We start from the raw sequence: 21,169 nt of genomic DNA, 5'->3' as shown, positions 1-21,169 counted from the left end.
GGCGCGCGCCTGCGCTCTGGTGTCGTCGCCGCTGAGGCGGTAGATGCCGCTCTGCGGGTCCTGGACGAAGCCGTGGGCGACGAGGATCGCGCCGGCACGGTCGTCGACGGGGGCGGTGGCGACGCTGCCGTCCGGCTGCCAGGTCAGGACGACCCGGCCCGGCTGGGAGGGCTGGATGCCGCCCAGGGCGTTGTGCCGGACCTGGGCGAGGGCGCTGTCGTAGCGGGCGAGCAGGTCGCCGGCTATCTGCTCCGCGCTCAGGAACGGGTCGTCCGCCAGGGCGATGCCGTTGGGCTCGGGGACGCCGCGGTACGCCTCGTCGGGCAGGGCGCGGGGGGCGACGGCGGCGATGAGGAATCCGTCGCGTTCGTCGTGCCTTTCCAGAAGGACGAGCTGGGCACCGTCGGGGCGGCTCAGGACGGCTGCCTGCCGCAGCGGGTGCTCGGCGAGGGACGCGGCGACCAGGTCCAAGTCCCAGATGCGGTCGGCCAGTTCGGCGAGGTCGTCCTTGGCCTCCGGCGGGAAATGAGTGCTGGTCCAGGTGTCGGGGAGTTCGCCGGCGAGGACGTCGGCGTACGAGGCGAGGCGCTCGGAGGTGTCGTAGTCGTGCATGGTGTCCTTGGGCGAAGTAGGGTCAGCGGCGCAGTCCGGCGGCCACGGGGGGCGGCGGGACCGGGAGCGTGCGCGGCGGGGGCGGGCAGGCGCACACGGCGAAGCGTTCGCGTTCGGTGCCGTAGGGGTCGGCCGCCTGGCCGAGCCCGTCGTGGAAGTCGGCGGTGGCGATGAGCACTTCCTCCAGCGCGGCGAGGATGCCGTCGTGGGCTGCGGTCAGCTCGGTCAGGGCGTCGGCCGCCTCTTCCGTGGTGGTGGCTTCGCGTATGCGCTCGGCGATGTGGGCTACGGAGGAGCCCAGCGGGAGGTAACTGGCCGGCCGGTAGTCAGTGTCGAAGTCCTCGTCGCAGTCGACGTGGTACCCGGCGGCCCGGAGGCGGGCGACGGCGTCGATGGCGAGATCGGACTCGCCGTCCTCGGTGAGGCCGGTGGGGGCTCGGTGGTAGGTCTCGTGGACGCGGACAACGGCGATGAAACCCGCGCGCTGCAGGACGCTGTGCGCCTCGGAGTCGCCGCCGCGGGCGAGGAGTTCGGCGGAGTGCGGGTCACGGCGAATGTCCAGGAAGCGGTCGGTACGGGGCAAGGAGACGTTTCTCCTACGGCGATCGGTGGGCGGTGTACCGGGCGGCGGGTGGTGCGGCGGCGACCCGGGGCTGGACCAGGTGGGCCGCGGTGGTGTCCAGGTCCTGCTGGATGGCGTGGAGGCGGCGGGCGATCAGCTCCAGGCGGTGCGCCGTGTCGGTGCCGGCGGCGCCGGGCTGGCGTGCGACTCGGTGCGCGGTGTGCTCGATGAGTCCGCGGACCGTGGCCAGTGGACCGACTTGCTCGTCGGCGAGCTGCGTGAGGACGCTCGCGAGCTGGGCCGATGCCGTGGGCGCCGGCCGGAGGGCGGGCCGCGCCGTGGGGACGGAGCGCACGGGAATCAGGCGGAGGTCCTGCTCGATGTGGCGCGCCTCGTCCGCAAGGCGCCGCAGGATGTCGGCGGGCGGTGCGTGCCACGCGCCGTCGAGGCTGATCAGATTGGCGATCAAATCGAGGCGTCCGGGCTGCGCCTGAACGGCAATCCACCGGCAGCCGCGCTCCTTGCCGGGAATCTCGATGTCGGCGGCCCGCGCGAGCCGGTGAGCGATTTCAGCCCACTCGGGGCCGGTCAACTCCCGGTCGTCCGGGTGAAGCCGGATGTCAAGGTGGAGGATCGCCCGCCGGTCGTCGTCCGGGCTGGCGGCGAACGGATGCTCCAGATACGGGCCTTCGAGGTGCTCGGCCCACTGGACGGACGTCCAGATCCTCTGCTCGTCGTCCAGGGTGAAGTAATCCAGGCCCGGCCAGTGGGCGACGATCGTGTATTCCGTCAGGCCCTCGTGAGGCGAGACCGGCCGCCCCAGCACCTCGGCGAGCGGGCCGTGCGGCGTGTGGGTCCGCTCGTGCAGGCGGGGAATCACCGGCCGCCCCGAACGTCGGCGATGTGCACCAACTGGTTGAGGGCGGTGGTGGTGTACCAGCCGCAGTCGATCAGCTCGTTGCGGTCGGCGTACCGCGGTAGGAGGGCGTCTTCCATGGCCCGCAGGTAGATCAGGCAGTCCGGGCAGCGGCGCGAGAGGTGTACGAGGTAGCGGGGGTGGCCGGTGACGTAGGACTGGGCGCCGCCGGTCGCATCACGCAGCCGCCACCCGTCCTCGTCGGTCGGGGTGTGCCAGGACGGGGCAACGATGCGCATCGCGTCGCCCCACAGTTCCCCGCCGGCCACCCCCTTCAGGACAACGACAGTGTCACCGGCCTGGAAGTGCTGGTGCGTGATGTCCCGGGCGGGGGTGAGCGGGTCGGGCGTAGGCGCGAAGGCCGACGTGGGCGAGGGCTGGGACATGGGTTCCTTCCACGCAATCGGTGGCGGGGTGGGAGGAACAATGGTCCGGAGGAACGCCGGTTTGGCTAACCGGCGTTTCCCGGCTATGTTCCCCCGCCGTCAGCGGAACGGGTTCTCCGTACCGCGGTCGTTCTCGCCGGCAGCGTCGAGGAGTTCCAGCAGGTCAGTGCCCTCGGCGTCGCGCTGGTCGATCCACCATCCGGCGGCGGTGATAGCGCGGGCCTTCTCCTCCAGCTCCGCCCAGTCAGCCTCGTCCCAACTCCCCTCCACGACGAGCGCGGTGTGCGCGGCCGTCATCAGCTGGTGGCGGGAGCGCTCGCCCCAGTCCAGGGCCTTGGCCGGGCCTTCCAACTGCGGCATGTCGAACTGCTTCGCCCACGCGACGGCAGCCTCCTGCTCGGCGGCGCGCTTGGCCGCGAGCCACTCCTCCTTGGACTCGGGGTCGGCGTCGCGCGCGGCCTTCCAGCAGTCGGTGCAGTCCTTCGCCGCGAGCCAGCGGGCGAAGCCTGCCCGCTTGTCGGCAGGACGGCCGGACAGGTCATGAACCACCTGGTGGGAGCAGGCGTGCTCCACTGTCCAATGGGTACTGACCCCCGGGGAATTCCGTTTGATGGGCGTTACGTTCGAGGTCGGGCTGCTGGTCTGGGGCTTCAAATCGAGTGCCTTTCGTTGGCGGTTGGGGTGGTGGCCTGCGTCGTTGCGGAGGGTCGTGCATCAGATGCACGATTCATGCGGCGGACGGAGGTGGTCTGGAGGCTTGGCGGTGGTCTCGGGGACGCTTCCGCCTTCTGCGTCGTCTCAGCGTGTCCTGCGGATGGCGTCTGTGGCCGCCGTGGCGATGGCGACGGGAGCGCTGGAGGGCTGGGGCAGGTGCAGCAGGGTGGTCCCCGGCAAGTGGTGGGACTTCGCGGTGAGGGTGAGTTGGAGTACGGCGCAGCCGGCGGTCGTGAGCTGCTTGACGCGGGTGACGGCTTGAGCGGTTTCGTCGCTGGCGTACCGGGCGTCGGTGACGATCACGAGGAGGCGGCCGGCGCCGGGGCGGCTGAGTTCGAGGCCGTGGTCGAGTGCGTCGATGGCGTCGCCGAGGTTGTGGTGGCCGCCGGTGGCATCGAACGTCGTCACGCGCTCTGGTGCTCGGTGGGTGGGCCGGGTCAATGCGGTCAGGTGCCTGTCATAGGCGATGGTGGCGGTAAGGGAGTCGGGGTCGGTCAGGGCTGCTGCGCGTGCCACGATCCAGGCAGCGGACGCGACGGGCGCGCAGGCGGCACGCATGGAGCCGGAGACGTCGACGGCGATACCCACACGCAGCGGTGGGGTGGGGGTGTTCCGGCGGCGGGTGTGGGTGAACGGTTCCGCGGTGGGGACCGACCCGGCCGCGCGCTGAGCGTCGCGGGCGAGGGCCGCGCGCATGTTGAGGCGGCCGGGCGGGGTGGGGCTGGTGGTTCGCTCCTCGGTCCGCTCGCGGTAGGCGGCGGCACGCAGGGCGCGGCTCAGGCGCGCGGCGGCACTCTGCTCGGCGGCGGTGGGCCTGCGGGTGCCGGTGACCGGGTTGCCGTAGGGCGCCGGTGTGCCGTCGGGGGTGACGGTGGTGCCACGGGCGTTGAAAACCGACTTGGCGGTGGCGGCGGCTTTGCGTCGCTGGCCGGCCCGCTGGGCGCGGTCCTGAGCCTGCGCCTTGGACTGCGCGGCCATGGCGTTGGTCGCTGCGGCCTGTGCCGCGAGGTCGGCGGCGTCGGTGGCTGCCGTGCTGTCCATGACGACCCCCACGGCGCCGGACAGCAGATCGGTGAGGTTCTCCGGCACGGGCAGGGCGGGGGCCGCGCTGTCCAGAGCGTCGCACCATTTTTGAGCGTGCGCGAGCATGGTCGTGGCGTCGTGGTCGGCGCACTGGTGGGCTGCGGTCCAGATGCGGGTGAGTGTGGCCAGCAGGTTTGCGCCCAGCACCTTTTCGCACAGATCGGCGACGGCCTGGGTCTCGCCGGCGTCCAGGATGCCGACGTCACGGCGGCCGAGGACCAGGGCCGCCACGGCGGCGGCGTGCTCGATGCCCTGGAGGGTGGGGTGGGCGATGTCGGGCATGACCAGGGTTCGGGCACTGGTGCGCAGGTACGTGCGGTCTGTGGGCCGCGTGATCAGGTGTGCGCCTTCGACACGGCTCTCCTCCAGCAGGAGCGCGGCCTCGACGACACGGGGGGTCGCTCCGGCTGGCGCCGTCCAGACGGAGTGGGCCGCGTGCGCGGCCTCGTGGACGAACACTCCCCAGGCGGCGGGATACCTCTCCTCGTCGCCCACGATCCGCGGATGGATCTCGTGGGGCTGGAGCGGGGCGAACAGGCCGGCGTCGAACTCGATCTCGCCCAGAGTGGGGAAGAACGCGGCCGGTGCGCCGCTGCGCGTGCCGGGGCGGCAGGTGACGAGGAGGTCCTGGCGGCCGGAGAGGGCGACCAGCCGATCGCCGAGTTCGGCTCCCACACGCAGCCACGCGTCCGGGGAGGAACGGGGTTGCGCGGGCGGGGCGCCGTCGTCGTCCCATCGCGCGAGGTCGGCGTCGTCGTCCGGCGTGGTGGCGGGGGGCTGGACGTGGTGGTGGGCGCTCATCGCGAGCGGCCCCGGTGTGCGGAGCCGGTGCTGCCCGGGGGCTGCCGGACGGCCGAGGCGGGGAGCTGCTTGCCGAGGGTGAGGGGCGCGATCTTCTTGACGCCGGCAGCTTTGATGACGGCGGCGGCGACGGCGTCGCGATCCTCCACAGGAGCGATGCCGACGAGGTTCGCGAGCGCGGCTTTGGTGCCGAGGACGGCCTCGGTCTTCTGGTAGCTGAGCAGTTCCCGCAGTTGGGGGGCCCAGCCCAGCTCGCCGAGTTCGACTTGGCGGGAGAGGTGTCGGGCGACTCGGACCACCCGGGCATCGATCCTCAGCGCCAGGGCGAGGTCATAGTCCGTGCCGATCTGGATTTGCACGCTGAACCGGCTCGCGAGCGCCTCCGTCAACACCGCCCCGTGGACGCCGGGATTGTGGCCTGCCACCACGTAGAAGCCCGGCTCGGCCTTGATGGTCTCGCCCTTGTGGGCCTTGACCTGGATCTGCCTGCGCCCGTCCATCGCGGGATACAGCGCCGCCAGGACCTTCGGTGAGATCAAGGTGGCATCGTCGATCAGCAGGGCGCGGCCCTCGGTCATCGCGGTGACCAGCGGACCGTACTGGAAGACGTAGGCTCCCGCGTCGTTCTGTGTGTACTCGCCGATCAAGTCGCCGACCGTGGTGTCGCCGTCACCGGCGACAGTGAGCAGGTCCGGGAACGCCGCCTCGACCAGGCTCGTCTTGCCGGTGCCCGGAGGGCCGTAGAGCAGCACCGGTACGTCGGCGTCGCGCAAGCGATTCAACGCCTCGACGTCGGGCAGATCGGCCAGCTCCCGGGGGTGGTAGACCTGGCCCCCCGCGCGGCGGATCGGGCCGGTCTGCCTGGGCGTGGTTGCTGCGGGAATGGTCGTGCTGGCCGGCTGGGCGCGGGGAGAGTGGGTGCCCGGTGGGCTGATCACGGCGGTCTGCGCGGCAGCGGCGGTTTTCGCGTTCGCGCGGAATTCCGGTTGTCCGGTTCCGCCTTGGTCGGCCTCGCCGCGTCGTACCAGGGTGAGGGCGGCGTTGCGGACGGCGCCGTGGGAGTGGCCCAGATGCCTGGCCATGTCCCCGATGGTGAGCGTGTCCGCCGGCCGGTCGGCCAGCAGTCGGGCCACCTTGGCCCGTAGTTCGCCGCCCTTGGTGCGCGCTGGACTGGTAGGCGGTCCGGGTGTGGTCAAAACGGGGCCCCTTCAACAGGTGCGGGTGCGGGCGGGGTTGGTGATGCGCTGGAGAGGCTGGCCGCTCTCGGAGCGGATCACGGACTGTGCCGACATCGGCGACCGGGCCAACTGGGGCGTACCGTCGGCGCTCACCGGCCGACCGAGGGCTCGGTCCAGATGCACGGGATGGTCGGCGACGAGCAGCTCGCTGGCTGCCGAGCAGGCCCGTGCGTCCGCTCCGTACCGGGTTCCGTCGCTCGGCAGGCGCAGCCTGGCGTCTCTTCGAAGCCGGCCTGGAGCAGGATCCGCCGGGCGGCGGCGTTGTAGCCGGTGGTGGTGATCTCGCCGGTGATGGTGTGCCGGATCGTCATGAACGGCTCTGCTGGTGCTTCGGGCAAGGCGGGTCTCCTATCGGTGGTGGCGGGAAAGCGGTGGGGTGTTGGGCGAAGGCGAGGCGGGCCCGGAGCTTCCAGCACATCAACGGTGCGTGGCTGGACCACGAACGATGGGCAATGACTGCCGACATGCTCCAGGGCGGGCCTCACCGCCCCGCAGCTACCTGACTCGCCTTTCCGCACGTTCCGATAGCCGGGTGTACCAACAACGGCCACAAATGGATCTCCTCAAAAGGGTTGGAAAGTGGGGGTGTTGCGCCCGGATCAGGGCGTCTTGTACCGGCTTCGGAGCGGGCGGCGGTGCCGGCCGCACTGCAGGTGTCCGGTGGGGTCGAGACGCCGGCGAGCGGCGAGAAGGACGGTGAGAGCGAAGGCCGCGCCGGCGGCGGGGAGCGCAGCGCTGGCGAGAGGCTGATCGGCGAGGCGTCCGGCGAGGGCGGTGCCGGCGGACTGCCCGGCGCCGATCGCGAGGATCAGCCACGCGTACGCCTCGCTGGTGCGGCCTGCCGGGGTGAGGGCGTCGGTGGTGACGTTGGTGCAGGCGACCACGATGGTCAGGAACGCACCGGGCACGGTGACCGCGGCGGTGGCCGCATACGGGGCCGGAAGAGCAAGGATCGGTAGCCACCCGGCCAGGAACGCGGCTGTGGCGATGATCAGTCGACTGGTGGTGGTGCCGGTCCAGGTGCGGCTTCCGTAGATGAGGCCGCCGAGGAAGGCGCCGGTGGAGAACGCGGCGGGGATGATGCCCGAGAGCATGTCCTGGTGGTGGTGCTCGGCCATGGAGATGGACCACACGTTCATGGCTCCGATCGCGAACCCGATGCCGGTGAGGGAAACGAACAGCAGCAACACGGCAGGGGTGGCCAACTGTCGAGCCGGGGCCGCGTCCTGCCCCACGAACGGTTCGGGTCGCCAGCGTCGCGACGGCGGAGCGAGGGCGACCGCAGCGGTGCCGGCCAGGCCGAGGGCTGCGGTGACGGCGAGCGCGACGGCGGGGTTGTACGCGGAGGCGAGCGCGGCGGAGAGCAGGGGGCCGACGATGTACAGCAGGCCCTGCGTGCCGGTGTCGAGCGCGAGCGCGGCGTGCCGCAGCCGGGGGTCTGGCAGCACGCTCGGCCACAGCGCCCGGAGCCCGGCCTCCAGGGGAGGCGTGGTCAGGCCGCCGACGACGACGATGGCCGTGGCGAGGCCCGGTCCGCCGTACGGTCCGGCCAGGGGCAGAGCCACCAGGAGGGCCGAGTTGAGCAGGGCTGCCGGAAGGTGCACCGCGCTCTGGCCGTGGCGGTCCATGAGGCGTCCCTTGACCGGCTGGGACAGCGCGGAGGACAGCCCGTACAGGGCGCTGAGCAGCCCGCCGAAGGCGATGCTACTGCCACTCGCGGTGGCCAACAGAAGGATGGCGATGGGCGCCATGCCGTTGGGAAGTCGGCCGGTGAGGGTGCCGCCGAGGAGGCGGGCGACGTACGGGCTGCCCAGCACCGCGCCGTAGGAGATGCTCGGGGCCGGGGCCGGGGCCGGGGATGCGGTCAGGGACAACGGGTGCTTTCTCGGTGCTTAGCGGTGGCGGGCGGGCGTGATGGCGCGGGGCGGCGGCGTGGGTGGTGCGGTGTCCACGGCCGGACGCGGGCGGACGCGCGGCACGGGGGTGCGGTGCGGCGGCAGGACGGCGACGGTCGCGCCGAGGTCCTCGGCCGCCTCCTCGACTTCGCGGGTGAGGAACTCGATCTGCCGGCCCAGCGCCGAGAGGCGGGCGGCGATCTGGCGGCCCTGCACGGTCTCCAGCGCGCCGGCGAACTGGCTGCTTGTTTCCAGGAGTTCCTGGAGACGGACCATCGGGCCCGGGGTGTAGCCGCGCTGGACGGCGCCGAGGAGAGCTTCGGAGGCGTCTCCTGCGGTCCGGCCTTCGACGACGTCGCGGATGAGTTCCTGCAGCGACACCTCCGGGACCGGCGCCGGGCGGTTGAACCGGGAGACGTCCGCGCGCAGCACGCCAGGCGGGACCGGGGCAGGCAGTACCTTCCCTGCCTCGTATTCGTGGGCGTAGTGCCCGATCACCTGCCAGCCCGGTGCATCCGGGTCGCCTCGCAGCGCGACCAGCGTCGAGTCATCGTTCTCGATGAGGTGGGCGAGGGTGATCGGCTGCCCGTCGGCGGCGTACCACGACTCGGTCAGCTCCAGCTCGCCCCGCTGCCGCGCGGCCTGGGCCCTCTCCGTCCACATCCACTGTTCCTCGTCGGTCAGCGGGGCCCTGTGATGACGGTGTTTGTTCTGGTCGGCGAGGTCACTGGCGATGAAGCTGTGATCCGCCCAGGCGGCGAGGTGCGGCCACAGGGCCGAGTGCTGTGCGCGTTCGGCCGGGGAGCCGGGGGCGGCCGGCCGGTCGAGGGCCCGGCGGATCTCGGCGGCGGAGGCCGCCAGGCCGTCCAGCACGGCCCGCCACCCGGCCAGGTGCCGGGCGGGTGGCAGCTCGTCCAGCGCACGGCGGGCGGCGTCGAGCAGAGTGTCGGCGTGCGGGGCGAGGTGCGTGGTGTACGCCTCCACCGCCGCCCTGTTGCGGTGAGCCCGTGCGGCTGCCGCGGCGCCTGCGTGGACGATGCGACCGTAGCGGTCGCATGCCATGTCGAGCGCGACCTCGCTCTCGCGGTCGATGACCGCCATCCGCAGCCGGAAGTTGCGTGCACCGTCCGCGAGTTCCGGTGTCACCGGGACGGAGCCGTCCGGGGTCGGATCGCTCGCGGGCGTCATCGGGACCGTCCACTGCCCGAGGCCGTCAGGTGGACGGTCGGTGCGTAGGCGGGCTTCGGCGGGATCGGTCGGGCCGAGGGCGGGGAAGTGGTGGGCGGTGTGGCGCGCTGCGTCGTTCTGCCGGCTGCGGCTTGGGCGAGACGGCTGCGGCGCTCCTGGAGCCCGTTCGGCCGGTCCGGGCGTGGCGGCCCGGCGGCGAGCGACGGGTCGAGGCGAACGTCGGCCTGCACGCTGTAGCCGAGGCTGCGCAGGTCGTGGACGGCTTGGCGGGTACGGCGCAGCCCATCGCGTTCCGGCTCGGTGAGCCGGTACAGGCCCGGCGAAAAGGGGACGGGCTCGAACTGCTCGCGGACGAGGAACCACTCGGCCAGGTGAGGGGCGAAGCTCGGTGCGGCGGTAGCGACGAAACCGTGTTCGGGATGGGCACGGAAGCGGAAGTGGTCGGACAGAGAGGGATCCTTCTTTCTGCTGGTCAGCGGCGAGGGTCGGTGGATGGGGCGTGGTACGCCGGGCTGGTTTCAAGGGGCGGGGCCGCCGGGGCGGGCTGGGCGAACGTCGGGACTCCAAGGCGGCGTTGGCCCACTGGTACTGCTCGCCGTGGGCGATGGCGGCCAGGGCGGCGGCGCGGCTGTAGGCGAGCCGGATCTCGGCAAGAGGGTTCGGGGGCATCCCGGGGTCTGCTGGCGTCGTTCAGTGGCGGTTCGGCTGCCGTGACTGGGCGGCGGCAGCTGGCTGGGCCCGTGGGCCGGTCGTGCGCGGTGTGGACGCCCCAGACGGTGCCGGGGTGGAGGCCGCGCGCAGGGCGGCGGCGGTGTGGCGCAGGCGTGCGCGGGCCGCGACGTACTTCTCGGCCGTCATGATCCGCAGGACTTCAGGGTCGTTGCGCAGAGGCGAGTGGGCGAGATCCTCCACGGCCTCGCGCTGGAAGCCGCTCGTGGCATAGGTCAGGGCTTCGGCGAGCGTGTCCAGACCTCGCGTGATACCGGCGGCGGCCCGGGCGAGCTGGACCAGGGCGACGCGTTCGGGCAGGTAGACCGTCTGCGGTGTGGTGAACCGTTCCTGCGCGTGTTCGATGGTGTGCCGCAGATGGTGGGCCAGCACGCCGATGTCGTCGGCGAGCGTGACCAGGTCGACGGCGTCGGGGCTGGTGGGGAATGAGGCAGCCAGTTCCTCCAGACGCCTGGCTAGGTAGTCGAATGTGGCCGGAGTGACGGAGGAAGACATCAGACCACCCCGGCCGCAGCGCTTGTCTCCCGGGCGCGGAGGGCGGCTCGCAGGCTGCCTCCGTAGTTCCACGCATGCCGCCGAGCCTCCGGCTCCAGGACGTCATGGGCGTCCTGGCGGGTCATCTGGCCAGGGTGTTTGCGGTACCGGTACACGGGAACCGCTAGCAGGATTCCGGGTGCAAGAGCGGTCACGCCGAGGGCCGCGCAGTAGTCCTCGCCCTGGACGAGGCCGCCCATCGGAGCGGCGCGCACCAGGTTGGTGCGGGCGAGGATCGTGGTCGGCCCGATGGGGATGGTGTCCGTCGGCGACTTCCAGTACGTCCACACGTCGCCGGCCTCGTGCCGGCCGGGCGGGGCGGGGCATCGCCACAGGGTGGTCGAGCCATCGGGGTGCCGGTCCTCGCTCCATCCCGCACACCAGCCGACTCCCGTCGATTCCAGGATGTTCAGCCGTACGGACATGGCGTCGTCGGTGAACTCATCATCGTCACCTGCCCAGTTGGAGTACCGGGTGCGGACATGGGCGAGGGCCAGGTTCCGGGCGCAGGCGGCGCCGACCGGGCGGGGCAGCGCAAGCGTGCGGACGCGGGAGTCCTGCGCGAGCGGGTCGGGCAGGCGGTCCGGCGAGGCGCCGTCGAGCGCGATCACGGCCTCCCACGGCACGGACTGCCGGGTGAGGCTGGCGTGCATGGCGGTCAGGTAGTCGAGCCTGTCTTCGCGCAGGCGGCTGGCGATGACGACGGTGATCAGGGGCGGGGTGTGCGGGGGCAGGGAAGGCTCCGGGAAGACGAGAGTGAACTAGCGGCGCGTGGCGGGACGCGGGGGGTGGGCCTTCGCGGGGGATGCGGCGGGAGCGCCCGGGGGCGGCGTGCTGCGCGATGCCCGGGTAACCGGTGCGGGGTCGAGGGAGGACCAGGCCGCAGGGTGGTCGTTGAAGGCGGTCCGCGGGTCGATGGCCCAGTCCACGACCGGGCCGATGTCCTCGTGGAGGAGGCTGATCACCTCGATGCCCTCCTTGTGCAGGATGTACCCCCACTGCATGTCCTGTTCGTCGGCGGTCTCGTCGGTGACCGACATGCGCACCGGCGGGGAGCCGTCCGGGGTGATCAGGGGGTCGAGGTTACGGCTGGGCCACTGCTCGCCGCCGGTCAGCGCGGCCACGAGCGAGGGCGGGGCGCCGTCGAGGAGATCGGTGCCCAGCTCGTCCCAGCCGACGGCGACGTCGTCGATGAGGTGACGGGACATGGCTTCCACGTCGCGTCCGAACTTGTACTGGTAGGCGGCCAGGAGCAGCGGCAGGTGGTGGCTGGGTACGCCGTCGAGCTGGACGTGGATGCCGCTGTATCCCGTGCCGGTGGTGGGGCGGGCGATGAAGGAACGTGTGGACAGGGAGTTCTCCGGATCGAGCAGGGTAGCGGGGACGAGGGCGGCCATCAGGGGCGCGCGGCCCGTCAGGGGTGGTGCGTTTACACGCGGTCCGGTCAGAAGGCGACCGGGGGGCCGGAGGCGTCTGTGCGGGCGCAGGTGTAGCCGATCAGTCGGGACGGTGCGGCCTTCGCGGGGACGGTGGCGGCGTCGTTGCACACGAACGTGTACGTGATGGAGGTGCGGGGCACGTCGTGGAGCCAGGCCCGGTCGTCCTTGCCGGGGTTGATCTGCAGGCCGGAGTGCGCGACGGCGTCGGTCTGGGTGTGCGTGTGGGAGAAGAGGATCAACGCGCCGCCGTCGGTGGTCTTGAGGGCGTAGGCGTTCGTGTAGCGGTTCGCGGCGCCGGCGAAGACGGTGGTGCCCTGGTTCCCGTAGCGGGTGCCGGTCTTGTCGTGAACCTCGATCTGCCGTTTGCTTGCCTTGGTCGGGGCGAAGACCTTCGTCCCGATGTCCGTGCCTCCGATGGCGAAGTTGTCGAGCACGGCTGCGCGCAGCAGGTCGGCGTCCGCTGCCAGCCGCTTGTTGCCGGCGGCGGGAACGGCCGTCGCGTACCCGTCCCGGTCGAGGGCGATGTCCGGCAGCTTCTGGCTGTCCAGGTCGACGACGGAGACCATCTCCCAGCGCTTGTGCTGGGGGCGTTCGGCGAACACTGCCAGACGCGAGGGCGCCTTGCCCTTCTGATCCGAGAGCGCTGCGGCGAACCAGCGGTTCTGCCCCGCTTCCAGGCGCGGGATGTACAGCTCGGCGTTTGCCGAGTCGTAGGACCACGGCTTGTACGGCTTGCGGTCCGCTGCGGGAAGCCCTTCGGTCTCGGTGTAGTCCGAGATGGACATCGCGTACAGCGGGCCGTCCTCGACCGTGTCGAGCAGGCGCCGGTCGCGGTCGGTGTTGGCCTCGTTGTTGATCTTGGAGTAGTGGGAGATCTGGGCGAGGGCCTCCTTCTTCGTCAGTGCCGGCTCGGCGGTCGGGGTGGGGGAGGCGCTGCTGCGGGTATCCCTGGCTGTGGTGTCGGCGTCCGGGCTGCCGGAAGTGGCGCAGGCGGACGCGGTCAGCGCGACGGATGCGGCGGTGAGCAGGAGGGCGGTGCGGCGTGCGGAGGTGTGCAGGGGAATCAGGAGGCTCCGGGAAATAGCGGGTTAGCGGGTACGGGATGCGGTGGCGGATGCCGTCGGCGGGGACGGCGCGGTCACGGCCGGTGCCGCCCGTGTATCGGCGGCGGCACGTAGTTGCTTCGCGGCGCGGGCGAGGCAGGTGCGGCTCTCACCGAGCCGGTCCACGAGACCCGGGTACGTGGAGGCGATCGCCCGGGTGCGGGTAGGACCAGGTGCTTGGTGGGTGAGTTCGGCGAGGAGGCCGAGGTGGTGCACGGCCGAGCCGAGGGCGGCGAGCGCGGCACTGGTGGGCTCGGCCGCTTGGGCGAGCGCGAGCGTGGTGCGGCGGTGGGTGGCCGTGACGCGGGTCGGGTAGCGGGCGGCGGCCCGGTGGCGGAAGGCGCTCTCGCCGACGAGGTAGGTCAGCAGGCTGGCCAGGTGGCGGACTTCGTCGTCCAGGATCTCGCTCAGGGCCGGGTCCGGTTGGATCTGGTCGGGGAGCGGGAGGTGGTCGGCCACGGCGTTGAGCCGGTCGGCCACGTCGTGCAGCAGCATCCGCTGGTCAGGATCGGACAGCGGGAACTCCAGGAGGGGTGGGGGCGTCTACCGCCGTGCTGGGGACGGCGTGCTCGCCGTCGGCTGTATGCCGGGCGCTGCTGTGGGCGGGCGGGTCGGTGGGCCCTCGGAGGCGGACAGATCGGTGCGGGACGCGGTCATGGTTTCCTGAGGCGCCGGGCGGCCTGGCGGTAGCGGGGCAGGAGCCGCCGGGAGACCGTGTGCGCGGCGCGGACTGCCTCGGCGGGGACTGCGATCGCGTGCGGGGCGTTGTCGTCGCCGAAGTAGTCGTGGGTGATGCCGTGCAGGGATAGCGCGCCGACGAGAACCTGCCCGCGGTGCAGCGGGCGGTCGATCACGACGAGCTCGAGGCGGTTGGGGCCGGTGAGGATCGCGGCGCGGGGAACGCGGAATTGCATCCAGGCACTGGCCAAAGACGCGTTGTCCCACAGGTCGTCGAAGAAGTCGAGCTGGCTGTCCGGATCGGCGAAGTCGGTGATGCAGGAAGCCCATTCGCCGGGCAGACGGTGACACAGGCCGTGGGCGAGGGACTCCAGATCGCTGCCGGAGGTGGAGATGCGGACGGCCTCACGCTGTGAACGGCGGTACTCCCGTTGCTGGTTGTCGCGCCACAGGTCTTCGACGCGCTTGCCCGCAGCGGGAGAACCGGCGTCCGCGAAGATGCGGGGCAGGTGGTATTCCACGCCGATGCCTTGTCGGTCGGCATCGGCGAGGAACCGCGTGAGGCGGGCCGGAACGTCGTGGTCGTACCTGTCGTGGATCAGGATGGAGCCGAAGACGCCACGTGGGCGCCAGAAGCCGTGGTCGGTAAGGAGGGTGTGGGCTGCAGCGGGGGCGTCGTTGCTGGTGAGAGCGATGACACCGATCTGGTCGTGATCGCCGAGGCTAATGGCGGGCGTGGGCTTGTCTGCAGGTCCGTCAGTGTCGAGCAACGCCAGGCTCGTGCGAGTGGAGTTGATGTCCGACGATGAGGCTCCGGCCGGTGACCCGCCATCGTCCGGGACGTGGCCGGTGTGGTCGAGCAGTTCGAGGGGCTCGGAGGTACTGCGCAGTTCGAGGTTCTGCTGCTGCGACCGGTGCGGCGTCGACTGTTCAGCGGGTTCTGGCACGGGGACCTCGTGGTGTCGGGAGGGCGGGGGCTACATCGCTTGTCGCCGTGGGCGGGTATTTCTTCGATCTCAGGGCAGCCTCGTGACCTGGCGGTACACGTCGTCGGAGGTCTGCTCGCGGAGGCGGAGTCGTCGACGGAGCGTCGGGGGCGGCGAAGGGGTGTGTGCCGCCGATGAGGGAGGGGCGGCCATCGAGTTCGTCGAGCCAGGTCAGGAGTTTGGGCAGGTTCTTGTCGGGCCCGAACGCGAGGTAGGTGCCGTCGGCGCTGTCGCAGCCGAACCACTCGGCTATCCCCAGCCTGATCCGGGAGTTGACGCGGCCCATGTGCACGCCTTTGCCGCGGGCCTTCGCCTCGCGGGCCAGCCGTTCGGCGACGGGGCCGAGTTTCCACTCGGTCGATCCGGCCAGGAACAGGACGTCGAAGTCGTCCCAGGGCAGCAGCCCGGGTGTATCGCAGCCGTCCTGGGCCGCGTAGGCCGCGGGCACGCCGAGTTCGCGGATGCGGGCCAGCCACGGCAGGGACTCGGTGAGGGTGCCGGCGGCGTCGAACGGCTGGTCCGGGGCGAGCGCCCACAGGCAGCGATCCGGCCCGTACCGTTCAACGGTCCGGTGCAGCCAGGCGAACCATGCTTGGGCTCCGGGCCAGTAGCGGCCCTTGCCGTCGCTGCCGAACTTGGAGTTGTCACAGGCATACAGCGCACCCTCGGGGATCCGACTGCCTTGCGCCGGGGTGGTCATACAGCCGATGCGTCCGGCGCTCATCGCAGCCCGAATCTCAGGCCCCGAGGGAGTGCCGAGATAGCGCACCGTGTACCTCCCCGGAGGCGACGCCGACCGCCGTCCGGGCCACCTGCCTGCCGGGCGGAAGTCCACGACGTGGGGCCTGCGGCTGGTGGACCTCGCCATTTCGGGAAGGCGGCACATTCCTGGTCTTTGAGCCGGGCGAGGGCGCGGCGAGCGTCGGGTGTGCCTGGTTCACCGGGTGCGGCCGGGCACGGCGGTGGTCGCCGTCGGTGGCCCCGGGCTCGGACCCGGCGGGAGACCGGCCCGGGTGGTCCGGCGCGCGGGGGCCAGGGCACGCATGCGGTCGACAGCGGTGTGCAGGTCCTCGCCGAGACTGCGCAGGGTGGCCGCCGCGTCCTGAAGGTCGTAGTGGAGGTCGAATCCGTCGTCCTGCTCGGATTCCTTGGCCTTTTCCGCGGCTGCTTCGAAGAACTCGCCGAGCCGTTCCAGCAGGCCGCTGGTGGGGTCCAGGATCTGGTGCAGCAGGGCGGCGGCGTCCGCAGGTGACTCGGTGGCGTTGAGCCGGTCGGTGAGAGCGAGGAGTGCGTCGCCGTAGACGAAGGTGCGGTCCGCGTTGCCGGAGACGTCCGCGGGCTCGAGGGCGCGGGGCGCCGGCTCGGCTGCGGACACGGGCGTACGGGCGGTGGGCGAGGAGGGAGTTGGCAGCAGTCCGAGCTGATCGAGGCGATGGTCGATCGCCTCGATCAGGGGCTGGGCGCTGCCGCCGTGCCGGGCTTCGGGCCGCTGGGGTGCACCGGGGTCGTCGGAGGGTGCCGAGTCGTAGAGGACCTCGGACAGCGACGGGTCGTCGGGGTGCTCGCGGGTCGCGATCCAGCCCTCCGGACTTCCCGGCGGGCGGTCGGAGGGGGGCTCCTGCGGCGGACCGATGATCAGGCAACTGCCGTCGGGGAGGGATACGCGCACGATGTAGGCGCTGAGGCCGAACTCGATGTCGCACTCCAGCCCGCGCTCTCGCAGTGGCGTGGTGATGTGCGCGTGGCGGCGCCACAGCTCCTGCCACCACGGGGTGTCCACGTTGCGGTGGTCGGGAAGCGGTGCGAGCGCAGCCGCGCGGCGGGCCTCTGGAGTGTTCTCCTGGTCAGCGGCCACGGTTCCTCCTGCGGGAGGCCGGCGCGTGGTGGGAGGGGGGTGTCCGGCGTGCGGGGTCGGCTTCGGGCTTCGGCACGGGAGCGAAATCGAGTTCGTAGTCGTCGTAGGCGGCGATCAGGTCGTGTTCCATTTGGGCTTCGCGTTCGGCGACTTGTGCGATGAGGTCGTCGTGCTCGGCCTGGCACTGCTGGTAGTCGGCCCAGTCGGCGTCGCTGAGGTGGGCGGGGCGGTTCAGAGGGCTCCTTGAAAGGGTGGGGCCGGTCCGGGTCAGCGGTGGCGACCGCGCGGTTTGGGCGGCGGTACCGGGCTCTGGCGGTGGGAGGGCGTGAGGAAGAAGCGGTGGAAGTCGAGGTGGTCGGTGAGTTCCTGGACTGCGTCACCGAGCGCCTGTGCCGCGCGCCGCAGACAGGCACGCGCCGTCGCGTGTTCGACGACCATGCGGTTGTCACGGACGTAGCTGTCGTTCTCGCTGTGCGGCCGGGGCGGTGAGAGCGCGGTCTGTGCGGTCTCGGCGAAGTGCGGTACGGCCTGGCTCGACAGGGTGACCGCCGACGCCAGATGGGCGAGGACGGCGCTGCCAGCACGGTTCGTACTGGAGGTGATCCGGGCGAAGTCCGCGGTCAGCTGGACGACATCACGGGCGAGCGTCTGTGCGCCGGTGACGTGCTGGAGAAGCGCGGTGTAGGACGGCGAGGCCGGGACGCGACCGGTGTCGTCCAGCAGCTCCCACTGCTCGAACGCGCCGGAGAGTTTGCCCCTCACGGCGTTGAGCGCGTCGATGAGGTGGAGCGTGGTGGCGCGCGGGATCAGCTCACGCCGGATATCAGGTTTCATGAGTCTTTTACGGCTTTTTTATGCATTCGGGCGTCGGTGTCGAAGAGTGCCAGCTCGTACGCGTGCAGGAGGTGCTGCACGATGAAAGATCGTCCGGCGACTTTCCACAGGCCACGCCCTCGGTTGAGGTGGGCGATGGCGTCCATTTCGACGGAGGTCAGGCCGAGCAGCGAGGCCGCGGCGTGGAGTTGGTCGGTCTCCTGGCGGTAGATGATGCGGGTGCTGCAGTCGGCGAGGAGGCCCTCGGCCAAGGCCCGGCCTTGTGATCCGGCGTCGCCGGCGGTGAGCAGGTCAGACAGCCGGTGGATCACCATGAGGTTGGCGATGCCGAGGCCGCGGCTGAGCTTCCACTGGGCCTGCATGCGCTGCAGCAGGCCGACGTGCCGCATCAACCGCCACGCCTCGTCGTACACGATCCAGCGCCGGCCGCCGGACGGGTCGGAGAGGGCGGACTCCATCCAGGCACTCGCGCAGGTCATCGCCAGGACGAGGGCGGTGTCGTCGCCGGATCCGCCGAGCCGGGAGAGGTCGATGGTGAGCATCGGTGCGTTCGGGTCGAAGGCGACGGTGGAGGGGGCGTCGAACATGCCGGCCAGGTCACCGTGGACGAGGCGGCGCATGGCGTGGGCCAGGTCGCGGGCGGCGTCGCCGAGTTGGCCCGACATCATCCCGGCGGCCTCGTCGAGCGCACTGGGGTTGTTGAGGGTGGCGGCGACATCGCCGAGCAGCGGGGTGCGGCCAGTGTGGACGGCGCGGGTGACGACGGCGTCCAGGGCGACGTCCAGGGCGGTGTGCTCCATGGGCATCAGGTCCCGGCCCAGGACCGTCCGGGCCAGGGAGCCGAGCAGGAGCAGGCGCCGTTTGCGGATCTCGCCGACCCAGTCGTCCTCGGAGACGCTGTGCGGGCGCGGGGCCGCGTCCAAGGGGTTCAGCCGTCCGGGCAGTCCGGGGCCGAGAGCGACGGACCGGCCACCGAGGGCTTGTGCCACCGGCGTCCATTCGCCCTTCGGGTCGCACGGGACGTAGACGCGGTATCCGAAGGCCACCGAACGCAGCGCGAAGGACTTGGCGAGCGCGCTCTTGCCCTGGCCGATGACCCCGGCGAGCAAGAGGTTCGGGTTGGTGAATCCCTCGACCTTGCCGTACAGAGCGAACGGATCGAAGACGAAGCTGGCCTCGGCGTGGACATCGCGCCCGATGTAGATGCCCTCGGCGCCGAGTCCGCCTTCGGCCAAGAAGGGATAGGCACCGGCCGCGACCGCGGTGGTCATGCGGTGGGCGGGCAGCTTCAGCCGGTTGTGACGCGCGGAGGCGGGTCCGGGACGTCCGTTCGCCGGGTAGAGCGCGGTGGGCATCTCGTGGGCGGCGGACGTGCTCTCACTCTGGTGGGCACTGGCTTGCGCGCGGGCCTTGGCGGTGGCCTCGGCGAGCTGGCGACGGGCGGCCTTGCGGCTGGCGCGATCGGTGCCGTGGGGGGTGAAGAGCGGGCTGGCGGAGGCGCGGCGCGCGCGGCGGGCGGGCCGGTGGTTCATCGGTGGCCCTCGTTTCTGCGGGTAGTGCTCATCGCACGCAGGCTGTGGTGTGCGGGCGGAGGTCGGTGGGGGTGGTCTTGCGGCGGATGACATGCCCGGCGGCGAGGTGGCGCTGGCAGATCGTGAGCACGGGCGGTCCCTCAGGAAGCCGCTCCGGATGGCATGCGCTCGACTCGGCTTCTGCTGCTGCGCTGTTGGGCAGCAGGTGGAAGGCGGAGTGGACCTCGCTGGTGGCCTGCCAGAGGCGGGTGTGCGCGGTGGCGAGGTGGCGGCCGGCGGCGGGGTGCGCAGGCCGGGTGTTTTCGGCGAGGCGGTCCATGAGCTGGTGCAGGGCGGTGAGGTGGGCGTGCAGCACGTCAACGTGCACGCGGTCCGCTGGCCGGGGCGGGTTCGCGTCCGACGGTGCCAGGGCCCGGGTGTGGTGGCGGACGCCGGCGCTTGCGGCGCGGAGGTAGGGGTGCGCGTCGTCCGGACGCGTGGGCGAGGTCAAAGGTGGTGGTCCTTCCTGCCGGCAGGCAGGGGCGGTGACGGATGTTCGAAGAGCGGCGGGCGCCACGGCGCTGACCGGCGGGGACGGGCCCGGCTCACAGGGCGGTCCGGGCGAGTGGGAGCGCGGTGAGGGCGAAGGCGTCCGGCTGCTGGTAGTTGAGCCGTCGCAGATCGACCCCGGAGGTGACGGCGTGGGTCTCGATCTGTGCGCAGGCGGCGTCCAGGAGGGCGTCGGTCTCGGCGGTGACGGTGACCAGGCCGGTCAGGGCCACGTCGGCATGTCCGGCGATGAGCTGGCGCTCACGCTGCTTGACGTCGGCGTACTCGACGGAGTCTTCCTCGCTGTCGACCTGCCCCCGGCGGGCCCTCTCGTTGGCGTCGGCGATGATCGCCGCCTTCTTCCGCTGGACGTCTCGCAGCGCGGACTCGAGTCCCTGCGGCACGTATATAAGGGAGAGGCTGCGCCGCACGCCGGCCGTGAACATGATCCCGTGCAGGAACCCGGCCCCCATCTCCGTCCTCGGCCAGTTCTCCACCCAGTACGTTGCGTGCCGTGCGCTGTCGGTGGCGAGCCGGTCGTACTCCTCGAACTGGACGACGGGCCCGGCGGCTGCGGGGTCGGCCTCGGCGCGGCCGGTCTCGGACCACTGCTGGAGGGCGGCGAGCGCCTTTGGGTCGTAGGCGGTGCGGATGACGGCGGCGATCTCCCTCGCGGTCAGCCATCCGGTGACCTGGAGTCCGGCGTTGCGCGCGGCCTGGGCGATGGATGCGCTGGTCTGCTCCATGACGGTGAACGCGCCGGGCAGCCCTCCGCCGGCCTGGTTGATCAGGCGCCGGGCGGCCTTGAGGTCGAGGGAGATGGCGAGGTAGGTCTCGTGCGGGGCGGCGGCAGGGCCGGCCGAGGAGACCAGCTCGGAGTAGATCTGTCCGGCGACGGGAGTCTGGGGCTGCCCGTTGTGGGTCCAGTGGCGGGTGAGGGTGTCGCCCGAGTCGGGGACGGTGCGTTCCAGCACCTGCACAGTGGCGACGTGCCCGGTGCGGGCGATACCCGCGAGCGCGCGTCCCCAACTGCTCACGTTGTGGTTCTGGGTGGCGGGGTCGAGGAGGGCGAAGGCGCGGCTGGTGACGCGGGCGATGGCGGTCAGGGTCTGCTGTTGCGGGTCGTGCACGGCCGCGGCGCCGTTGACGGAGTCGCCGGGGGTGACCACCTTGAGGGAGGCGGTGGTGCCGGGCAGGTGGAGGATGCCGTCCTGCCGGGGCCGGGTGACGGGCCGGGCGAGCCAGAGGGTCTGGCCGGTGCGGCGGCGGTGTGCGTAGCGGGCGACGATCGGTGCCCAGTCGATGAGGGAGCGGCCGTGCCGGCGGATTGTGACGAGCGCACCGGATGCCGCCCACAGCGGGGCCAGGGCGACGGCGCCGAGCAGTCCGGTGGAGACCACCGTCATCAGCAGGAGCGCCAGTGTGCAGGAGACGAGGATGAGTTGGGGCAGGGAGAGGCCGAGGAGGATGCCGCGGCGGGACCGGTGCGGGAACTTCACCGTGACCGGGGCGACGGAGAGATCAGTCAAAGGGGCGGGTCCTGGAGACGCGGGGGA

Annotated in this window: 24 protein-coding genes; all 24 read right to left on the bottom strand. The window is 71.7% G+C overall.

The window, feature by feature from the left end:
- Nucleotides 1-612: hypothetical protein (locus O3Q52_RS08600; RefSeq protein WP_269648207.1), on the bottom strand; the 612-nt coding region annotated here is incomplete at its 3' end.
- 22 nt (nucleotides 613-634) lie between these two features.
- Entirely contained in the window at nucleotides 635-1,195 is a 561-nt protein-coding gene (locus tag O3Q52_RS08595; protein WP_269648206.1) for a hypothetical protein, read from the bottom strand.
- A 13-nt stretch (nucleotides 1,196-1,208) separates the two neighbouring features.
- Entirely contained in the window at nucleotides 1,209-2,054 is an 846-nt protein-coding gene (locus O3Q52_RS08590; protein WP_269648205.1) for a relaxase/mobilization nuclease, read from the bottom strand.
- A complete protein-coding gene (locus O3Q52_RS08585) occupies nucleotides 2,051-2,476 on the bottom strand; it encodes a hypothetical protein (RefSeq protein WP_119580311.1) in 426 nt (141 codons plus the stop codon). Before O3Q52_RS08585 ends, O3Q52_RS08590 begins: the two co-directional genes overlap by 4 nt.
- Nucleotides 2,477-2,575: 99 nt before the next feature.
- Nucleotides 2,576-3,049 carry a hypothetical protein gene (locus O3Q52_RS08580; RefSeq protein ID WP_119580312.1) on the bottom strand — a complete coding sequence of 158 codons (474 nt, stop codon included), beginning with the start codon at nucleotides 3,047-3,049 and terminating at the stop codon, nucleotides 2,576-2,578.
- A gap of 225 nt (nucleotides 3,050-3,274) precedes the next feature.
- Nucleotides 3,275-5,074: a hypothetical protein gene (locus O3Q52_RS08575; protein ID WP_269648204.1), complete on the bottom strand. Its 1,800-nt coding sequence runs from the start codon at nucleotides 5,072-5,074 to the stop codon at nucleotides 3,275-3,277.
- The gene (locus O3Q52_RS08570) at nucleotides 5,071-6,207 is read right to left on the bottom strand and encodes an AAA family ATPase (RefSeq protein WP_269648212.1); all 1,137 of its coding nucleotides are present in this window, start codon (nucleotides 6,205-6,207) and stop codon (nucleotides 5,071-5,073) included. The genes O3Q52_RS08575 and O3Q52_RS08570 overlap by 4 nt, the downstream gene beginning before the upstream one ends.
- A gap of 75 nt (nucleotides 6,208-6,282) precedes the next feature.
- Nucleotides 6,283-6,405 (bottom strand): hypothetical protein, encoded by a 123-nt coding sequence (locus O3Q52_RS08565; RefSeq protein ID WP_269648203.1) that lies wholly within the window; start codon nucleotides 6,403-6,405, stop codon nucleotides 6,283-6,285.
- The gene (locus O3Q52_RS08560) at nucleotides 6,402-6,623 is read right to left on the bottom strand and encodes a hypothetical protein (RefSeq protein WP_119583580.1); all 222 of its coding nucleotides are present in this window, start codon (nucleotides 6,621-6,623) and stop codon (nucleotides 6,402-6,404) included. Before O3Q52_RS08560 ends, O3Q52_RS08565 begins: the two co-directional genes overlap by 4 nt.
- 288 nt (nucleotides 6,624-6,911) lie before the next feature.
- The gene (locus O3Q52_RS08555) at nucleotides 6,912-8,186 is read right to left on the bottom strand and encodes an MFS transporter (protein WP_269648202.1); all 1,275 of its coding nucleotides are present in this window, start codon (nucleotides 8,184-8,186) and stop codon (nucleotides 6,912-6,914) included.
- Between the two features lie 18 nt (nucleotides 8,187-8,204).
- On the bottom strand, nucleotides 8,205-9,395 hold the full coding sequence (locus O3Q52_RS08550) for a hypothetical protein (protein ID WP_269648201.1): 1,191 nt from the start codon (nucleotides 9,393-9,395) through the stop codon (nucleotides 8,205-8,207).
- Nucleotides 9,392-9,844, bottom strand: a complete 453-nt coding sequence (locus tag O3Q52_RS08545) for a hypothetical protein (protein ID WP_269648211.1) — start codon at nucleotides 9,842-9,844, stop codon at nucleotides 9,392-9,394. Before O3Q52_RS08545 ends, O3Q52_RS08550 begins: the two co-directional genes overlap by 4 nt.
- A gap of 241 nt (nucleotides 9,845-10,085) precedes the next feature.
- The gene (locus O3Q52_RS08540; RefSeq protein WP_269648200.1) at nucleotides 10,086-10,619 is read right to left on the bottom strand and encodes a hypothetical protein; all 534 of its coding nucleotides are present in this window, start codon (nucleotides 10,617-10,619) and stop codon (nucleotides 10,086-10,088) included.
- On the bottom strand, nucleotides 10,619-11,371 hold the full coding sequence (locus O3Q52_RS08535) for a glycosyltransferase (RefSeq protein WP_269648210.1): 753 nt from the start codon (nucleotides 11,369-11,371) through the stop codon (nucleotides 10,619-10,621). Before O3Q52_RS08535 ends, O3Q52_RS08540 begins: the two co-directional genes overlap by 1 nt.
- Nucleotides 11,372-11,419: 48 nt before the next feature.
- A complete protein-coding gene (locus O3Q52_RS08530) occupies nucleotides 11,420-12,055 on the bottom strand; it encodes a hypothetical protein (protein ID WP_269648199.1) in 636 nt (211 codons plus the stop codon).
- 47 nt (nucleotides 12,056-12,102) lie between these two features.
- Complete coding sequence (locus O3Q52_RS08525) at nucleotides 12,103-12,882, bottom strand: hypothetical protein (RefSeq protein ID WP_269648198.1); 780 nt, start codon at nucleotides 12,880-12,882, stop codon at nucleotides 12,103-12,105.
- Nucleotides 12,883-13,185: 303 nt separating this feature from the next.
- Nucleotides 13,186-13,695, bottom strand: coding sequence for a hypothetical protein (locus tag O3Q52_RS08520; RefSeq protein WP_269648197.1), 510 nt, complete (start codon nucleotides 13,693-13,695; stop codon nucleotides 13,186-13,188).
- 158 nt (nucleotides 13,696-13,853) lie between these two features.
- Complete coding sequence (locus O3Q52_RS08515) at nucleotides 13,854-14,825, bottom strand: hypothetical protein (protein WP_269648196.1); 972 nt, start codon at nucleotides 14,823-14,825, stop codon at nucleotides 13,854-13,856.
- Entirely contained in the window at nucleotides 14,809-15,588 is a 780-nt protein-coding gene (locus tag O3Q52_RS08510; protein ID WP_269648195.1) for a hypothetical protein, read from the bottom strand. Before O3Q52_RS08510 ends, O3Q52_RS08515 begins: the two co-directional genes overlap by 17 nt.
- A gap of 213 nt (nucleotides 15,589-15,801) precedes the next feature.
- Nucleotides 15,802-16,719 carry a hypothetical protein gene (locus O3Q52_RS08505; protein WP_269648194.1) on the bottom strand — a complete coding sequence of 306 codons (918 nt, stop codon included), beginning with the start codon at nucleotides 16,717-16,719 and terminating at the stop codon, nucleotides 15,802-15,804.
- Between the two features lie 267 nt (nucleotides 16,720-16,986).
- Nucleotides 16,987-17,553, bottom strand: coding sequence for a hypothetical protein (locus O3Q52_RS08500; RefSeq protein ID WP_269648193.1), 567 nt, complete (start codon nucleotides 17,551-17,553; stop codon nucleotides 16,987-16,989).
- Nucleotides 17,550-19,085 carry a VirB4 family type IV secretion system protein gene (locus O3Q52_RS08495; RefSeq protein ID WP_119581275.1) on the bottom strand — a complete coding sequence of 512 codons (1,536 nt, stop codon included), beginning with the start codon at nucleotides 19,083-19,085 and terminating at the stop codon, nucleotides 17,550-17,552. Before O3Q52_RS08495 ends, O3Q52_RS08500 begins: the two co-directional genes overlap by 4 nt.
- Nucleotides 19,086-19,113: 28 nt before the next feature.
- Nucleotides 19,114-19,575, bottom strand: coding sequence for a DUF6238 family protein (locus O3Q52_RS08490; RefSeq protein ID WP_119581276.1), 462 nt, complete (start codon nucleotides 19,573-19,575; stop codon nucleotides 19,114-19,116).
- 94 nt (nucleotides 19,576-19,669) lie between these two features.
- Entirely contained in the window at nucleotides 19,670-21,142 is a 1,473-nt protein-coding gene (locus O3Q52_RS08485) for an SCO6880 family protein (protein ID WP_269648192.1), read from the bottom strand.
- Nucleotides 21,143-21,169 lie beyond the last annotated feature (27 nt).

This window comes from Streptomyces sp. ActVer (genome assembly GCF_027270795.1).
Classification (GTDB): domain Bacteria; phylum Actinomycetota; class Actinomycetes; order Streptomycetales; family Streptomycetaceae; genus Streptomyces; species Streptomyces umbrinus_A.
The sequence above is the reverse complement of the archived record's forward strand: the minus strand, read 5'-3'. Positions and strand labels throughout refer to the sequence as shown.